Raw genomic sequence first — 6,261 nt, forward strand, 5'->3', positions numbered from 1 at the left:
GGGGATAAGAGAAAATTTGATTTAGCCATATTTGCAGAAAGTCGATAGTACTTTTTTACTCCATTTTCCAGTTCAAAAATAATTTCAAGTTGGCTTATTTTGAAAAAAATAACGTTTAAAATACCCCAAAAACCCGGTTTTATATCGATAGCAATAAAGAGAGGTTGACTTGTGAACGGTACATTAACCACCTCAGCTAAACGATGTGATTCACTTTTTAGCGGTAATAGAGTTATAGAGGAATTTTTTATTTTCTGGAGATATAAAAAACGATTGTCTTGCTGAACTAAGTGGTAATTCTTTATTAATAAAGGCCAACTTGCCCCATCTTCTAAGGCAGGGATACGATTATCAATGGGTTCTATTCTAAAAATAATATTATCCGCCGCTTGAATACTTTCAAGATGTTTTTTATTTTTTTCTGCTAATAAGGGAGAAAAAGTTGAATAGCTTTGAAAAACAGGGCGGGGAGACCACAGGTTCCCTGAGGCAATTAAATAAGTTTGTCCATAAGAATAAATATCTGTTGTGCCTTGCATCATGGGTATAGAGGCTTTTGTCCGATGAAAGTCCATGATAAGGTCAAAATTTCTTGGCAACCAGTTCGCATCTCTTATTCTTGAAGTGATTCCATACCAACTTGAAGAATAAGTAGATATGAGATTATCTTTTATTGAGATGGCTCGGTAGTGGCTAGTAATATAACTTCCGGTAATTAGTGAGCTAGCGATAACAGCAAAACTAAATCGAGAGGATAAGACAAAAGGAAGGCTGAACGCAGCAATTAGAATTGATATCCCAGAAATAAGAGCGTGATTATGGCGTGTAAAGCCAGTTTTAAATGAAAGAAATAAAAAAATCCCAAATAATGCTAATAAAAATAGTTTTGCATCGGTTGTTTGTTTTTGTTTGTAAATTAAGAACAGGATCAGTGTTGAGGAAGTTAAATATAAGATGATTTCTTGATTATTTCCTACTCTAGACATAGCTTCGGTAAAGACAAAAACAAAATAGATCGAATGACCCAGATAATAAGGTAAGTCAATGAATGATTGTCCCGCAAACTTCCAAAAAAATAGCATTGAAATAAGAGGACCAATCAAGCACGCATAAGCTAGATTATTTTTCTTATAGAGTATAAAAAATAAAGCACAGAGCACCATTGTTGCAAAACTTATCATAATAAATGAACATTTTATTAAGATTAATAAGCCAAATGGCGCAAACAGTAAAAAACAGATGGGTAAGCAAATATTTTGAGGATTTTTATTAAATAAACTTTTATAACTAATAATCCCTACGAGCAAAGGATAAGAAAAAAATAGAGAATCTTTGATGTACATCATGGTCGAAATTAACAAAATAAAAATTATAATCCAGCGCCATTGCATGTTTTTCAGTAGGGCCTGCTGCCAATTTAGCGCCCTCTGTCCCGATGAGTTATCTATTGATCCAAGCACCAGCAGAGCGAACCAATAGGAAGCAGCTAAATAAAAACTACCCAGAAGCATCATGTGATCCGTAGAGGGATGATATACTTTTGTATAAATGGATGAATAGGGACCTAAAGTGAATATGATTTTCTTGCCAAAAGACAATTTTTGCGCCACTGCTTGATTAAGGGCTGTAGCCCAGGAAGAATCAATATCTGAGCCTGGCATTTTCGGTACCAAGGGAACAAAGACTGGGATAATAATGAGAAGGAGAATAAATGCAAAACTCCATTCAAAGAAATTTTTCAGTGATTGCGGTATTAGTTTTTTTGAAAATTTAATCAAAGCATCCACCTTACTTTGGATGTTAGCATTTTGTTTTTGCTAAATAGTAGAGATAACTGTTGCATTGAGCAAGACGCTTTTAAATTTAGGGTGTGACAATCATTATAATGGATGTTTGGCCTTTGCAAGGCACATCTACTTCCCCAAATGAATTACCTACATTAACTGTACACCATTTGTAAAAACACATAAATAAATCAGGAGGCAAAGTCATCCTATCTATCAGTGAAAGTTTATTGTTAGTTCTTGATATTTATATAAACGCTAAAGTTGATATCATTAATGGTTGTCACATAATGGGCTTTCAGTATCGGGATTTAGTTACTATAAATTTTCAATTGAAATACCGGATGAATTGATTGTTCGATGTAATATTTCAGAGTTACCTCATGAATGGCGTGATGCTCCTTCACCTAATTCAAATCGTTTTTTTGCAGAAAGCTATTTTTTTACTCCTAATAAATATTTGGCAATGGCTATTCCCTCAGTGATGGTTCCTGAAGAATTTAATTTAGTAATTAATCCACTACACGCCGCTTTTCCAAAAGCAAAAGAAACAATACTCTCCCTAGGAAAGTTTACTGTCCGGTGTTAACATACCATTAAACTACAATACGTTACTATTTGACATTTGCTTTAATTCATCTACGCTTACTCTCATACTTTTTACGTTTAATAAAAGGAGTTTTATAATGAACCCAAGTCAATTTTGTTGGAACGAGCTATCCACTCCCGATATCCATGCTGCAAAAGAGTTTTACAGCAAGGTTTTTGGGTGGCAGTTTAAAGAAATAAAAACGGAAGAAATAATCTATACGATAGTTAGTGTTAATGATCAAGACATAGCTGGCATGTGGCAAATACCTAATGAAATGCAAGGGAAAATTCCACCTCACTGGATGGCTTACCTATTAGTAGATGATATTCATGATTCATTAAAAAATGCAAGAGCACATGGTGCTGTAGAAGTAAAAGAAGTCACTGAAGTAAAAAATATGGGTCGCTTTGCGATTATCACTGATCCAACTGGTGCTCATATTGCTATGTGGGAAGTTAATAAGTCGTAACCTAATCACTGCAATTAAGAAAATGATCCTCGCGAAAGCGGGGATTCCCTTAGTGTTCTTTGGGCAAGAGGGGAATAAAAGAAATTCACACTAAGTCTGATTATTGTGATAATCAGACTTAGTGGTATTTCCGTTGGCCACGGGATAGCCGAGATATTTTAGAGGAGCTATATAATAATTATTAATCAACTGAGCTATTGATAAATAAAAATAAAAAGAGTGTTTATGGAGGCTTATTTCGTTATCATAAGTAGTTTAATTTAGCTTACATTGGATACATTATGCCTGAAATTTCGATTATTCCGCTCATTAAAGATGAAGAGATCGCTCTTCGTACTTTTGCACTCGATATCCAAAATAATGAATTCAAATTGAATCTTAAAGCCGAAGAGCAACCTGACCTTTTAGAACCCTTATATTTTTATTCTGATGGAGGTTTTTGGATTGCTAAACAAGGAACTGAAATTGTCGGCTCAATTGGACTTCAAAAATTAAATAGTGAAACGGGTATTATGAGAAAGTTTTTTGTTAAAAAAGAACTTCGTGGAACTATTCCTAGTGTTGCAGCCTTGCTTTTTCAGCAATTCCTACAACAAACAAAAGAGCTAAAACTCAAAAATATTTTTCTCGATACTCCTGCGGTAGCAGTAGCATCGCATCGGTTTTATGAGAAAAATGGTTTCTTGCCTGTTAATAACTACAAAAATCTACCTAATGGATATTTTTTCGCCGATAGAGATTCTAAAGTTTACTGCCTCACTTTGTAAATAGACTATCTAGAATGCCCTTTAAAAAATGACAAAGACTTCCGAAGAAGCCTTAAACATGGCATCAAGAAGGATTGAACACAGGATGAACTTAGGCAACTACTAGAAATTGCTTATATGCAGCAATTTACAAACAAGAGTAATTAAGTCGGAGTAGAAAGTTACCATCGATTTTTATTCCGTCTTTACCGAAAAACTCACACGTGTAAACGAGTATTGCTTGTTAATTCATTTATAGCATCATCAATTTTAATCAAACTATCTTTGTATCCTTCATACTCGAATTTCGCTTCTTTAGTTTTAATCAGCGTCCTAATTATGTCTAGTTCCTCATCTGTGGCCAGTCGCATTTGCATTGTTACCTGCGATAATTTTGAATTAATTAAAGTATGGATAGATGGGCGAACATCTTTCTTCAGTAGCTCCGACATATCGTAGCCTGTTTCACCGTCCTTCAAATTGCATTTATGATTCCAAATAAACGCAAACAATAAACTATTATCTCTAATTATCGGGAATTCTTCTTTTCTGCCAAAATAGCTAGGAAGAGTTACGTGAATTGCCACAAATTTACCAGAAAATTCATCTACGTCATCTGATTGCAAAATATTTTTCATTTTGATTTTCTCTTTTATTGAAAACAGGAAGCCGCATTATAGAACATTTTGAGAATATCTGTATTTTATTTAAAGGTGCTTTATATTTTGATATTCAATGAATCCGATAAGTCCAAGCACCATTATACCCTTCAATTTCCATTGCTAGTATCATCAACAATGTTTGCTCCCAAAAACTAATATTATAATTTCTTAACATTTTTTTAAATAACGGTTAAGATAACTTTTTTATAAAGGTGATTATTAAATGTATAAAATGAAAAAAGGTATTAGTACAGTTATTTTCATGGGAAGATGGTTACAACTCCCTTTATACCTAGGGCTAATTCTCATCCTTGCCGCTTATGTTTATCGCTTTATCGGTGAACTGTTCGAACTAATTATTCATTTAAATGGCTTTGATGATACCCACATTATGCTCGGGGTATTAGACTTAATTGATGTAGTTATGATAGCAAATTTATTAATTATGGTCGTTATGGGAGGTTATGAAACATTTGTATCGCACTTAGAATTAGGCTCTCATCCTGATAACCCTGAATGGTTAGATCATTTAGACGCTGGTGCAATGAAGATTAAATTAGCTCTTTCTTTAATTGGTATTTCTTCCATTCATTTACTAAGAACATTTATTGATCCTACGAAACTTAGTAATTTTTCAGTCATGTGGCAAGTAGTTATTCATTTGACTCTTATTATTTCAGCATTAGCAATAGCATGGACTAATAAATTACTGGATAGAGGGGCCCGTCATGATGATACCAATGTGACCTCATTATCACCTTCAAAACGTTAGTTCTAAACAACTTAAATGGTTATGAAACAATATAGGTTGAATTCGGATTAAAAATACTAATTGCCCTATTTGATTAAATGGTAAATAAATCTTCACTATACTAATATTTTATTTCTAAATAATTTTCATAATAGGACATTTTGTTTCTTAAGTTCAACACAAGAATTGGGATCATCAGACTAACTGGTACTCTTTATTATTTAAATGTATTGACCTGCTTCTCTATCAACATATAGATATAGAGCTTTATTATGGGCAACATTCGATGGGACCTATCCATTGAATGTTGCGTATGATTATTTTCTGAACCAGCTCAGCAATGCAATGTTAATCAGGTAAAGACATTAAACTCGCATTTCCACCAGCCGCAGTTGTATCTACTGTATAAGTGCGTTCATGACAGAGTCTAATCAAATAATTAGGACCACCCGCTTTAGGCCCGGTGCCTGATAATCCTTCTCCACCAAAAGGTTGTAAACCGACTACAGCACCCGTCATATTGCGATTTACATAACAATTGCCTGCATGAACTCGTGTTCTAATGTATTCAACGGTCTCATTGATACGACTATGAATACCAAGTGTTAAACCATAACCCGTTGCATTAATCTGCTCGATCACAGCATCCAAATTGCTTCGTTTAAATTTAATAATATGCAATACAGGACCAAAAACTTCTTTTTCCAAAGCAGCAAGCTGATCAATTACAATGGCTGTAGGCGGCATAAAATATCCTGCTGCAAGTGATTCATCCAAGGAACATTGATAAAGCACTTCATAACGTTTTTTCATAGTGTCAACATGACTTTTCAGTAGAGATAAAGCAGATTGATCAATTACAGGACCAATGTCGGAAACTAACCATTGCGGTTCACCAACAACCAGTTCCGCCATTGCTCCCTTTAAAAGCTCCATAGTTCGCGGATAGATTTCTTCCTGAACAAATAATACACGCAATGCAGAGCATCGTTGCCCTGCGCTACCAAAGGCAGAATTTATCACATCAACAACAACCTGCTCCAATAAAGCTGAAGAATCAACAAGCATCGCATTTTGACCACCCGTTTCGGCAACTAAGGGAATAATCTCTCCTCCACGTGTTGCTAATGAACGATTGATAAGATTTGCTGTGTCGGTTGAGCCCGTAAATAGAACTGCCTTAATTCGTTTATCTGCCACCAACGCGGAACCTATACTTTCCCCATCTCCAGGCAACAATTGTACCGCACCAAGAGG

General features: G+C 34.7%; 7 protein-coding genes. 4 read left to right on the plus strand and 3 right to left on the minus strand.

Features of this window, described 5'->3' with window-relative positions; all coding sequences use genetic code 11:
- A partial coding sequence (locus WA877_RS00865) for a hypothetical protein (protein WP_425169054.1) occupies positions 1-1,778 on the minus strand: 1,778 nt, incomplete at its 3' end.
- Positions 1,779-2,064: 286 nt separating this feature from the next.
- On the opposite strand from WA877_RS00865, the gene WA877_RS00870 reads away from it, so the two are divergent.
- From WA877_RS00870 to WA877_RS00880, 3 genes are all read left to right on the plus strand, one after another.
- The gene (locus WA877_RS00870) at positions 2,065-2,373 is read left to right on the plus strand and encodes an RES family NAD+ phosphorylase (protein WP_425169055.1); all 309 of its coding nucleotides are present in this window, start codon (positions 2,065-2,067) and stop codon (positions 2,371-2,373) included.
- A gap of 97 nt (positions 2,374-2,470) precedes the next feature.
- Positions 2,471-2,845 (plus strand): VOC family protein, encoded by a 375-nt coding sequence (locus WA877_RS00875; RefSeq protein WP_425169056.1) that lies wholly within the window; start codon positions 2,471-2,473, stop codon positions 2,843-2,845.
- Between the two features lie 281 nt (positions 2,846-3,126).
- Complete coding sequence (locus WA877_RS00880) at positions 3,127-3,612, plus strand: GNAT family N-acetyltransferase (RefSeq protein WP_425169057.1); 486 nt, start codon at positions 3,127-3,129, stop codon at positions 3,610-3,612.
- A 197-nt stretch (positions 3,613-3,809) separates the two neighbouring features.
- On the opposite strand, the gene WA877_RS00885 is transcribed toward WA877_RS00880, so the two are convergent.
- Complete coding sequence (locus WA877_RS00885; RefSeq protein WP_425169058.1) at positions 3,810-4,229, minus strand: hypothetical protein; 420 nt, start codon at positions 4,227-4,229, stop codon at positions 3,810-3,812.
- Positions 4,230-4,476: 247 nt separating this feature from the next.
- Here WA877_RS00885 and WA877_RS00890 point away from each other — a divergent pair, with 247 nt between their 5' ends.
- The gene (locus WA877_RS00890) at positions 4,477-5,025 is read left to right on the plus strand and encodes a TIGR00645 family protein (protein ID WP_425169059.1); all 549 of its coding nucleotides are present in this window, start codon (positions 4,477-4,479) and stop codon (positions 5,023-5,025) included.
- A gap of 327 nt (positions 5,026-5,352) precedes the next feature.
- Here WA877_RS00890 and WA877_RS00895 read toward each other — a convergent pair.
- Positions 5,353-6,261 (minus strand): aldehyde dehydrogenase family protein (locus WA877_RS00895; protein WP_425169060.1); only part of this gene is annotated, 909 nt, incomplete at its 5' end.

This window comes from Legionella sp. (assembly GCF_049790535.1).
GTDB lineage: Bacteria > Pseudomonadota > Gammaproteobacteria > Legionellales > Legionellaceae > Legionella.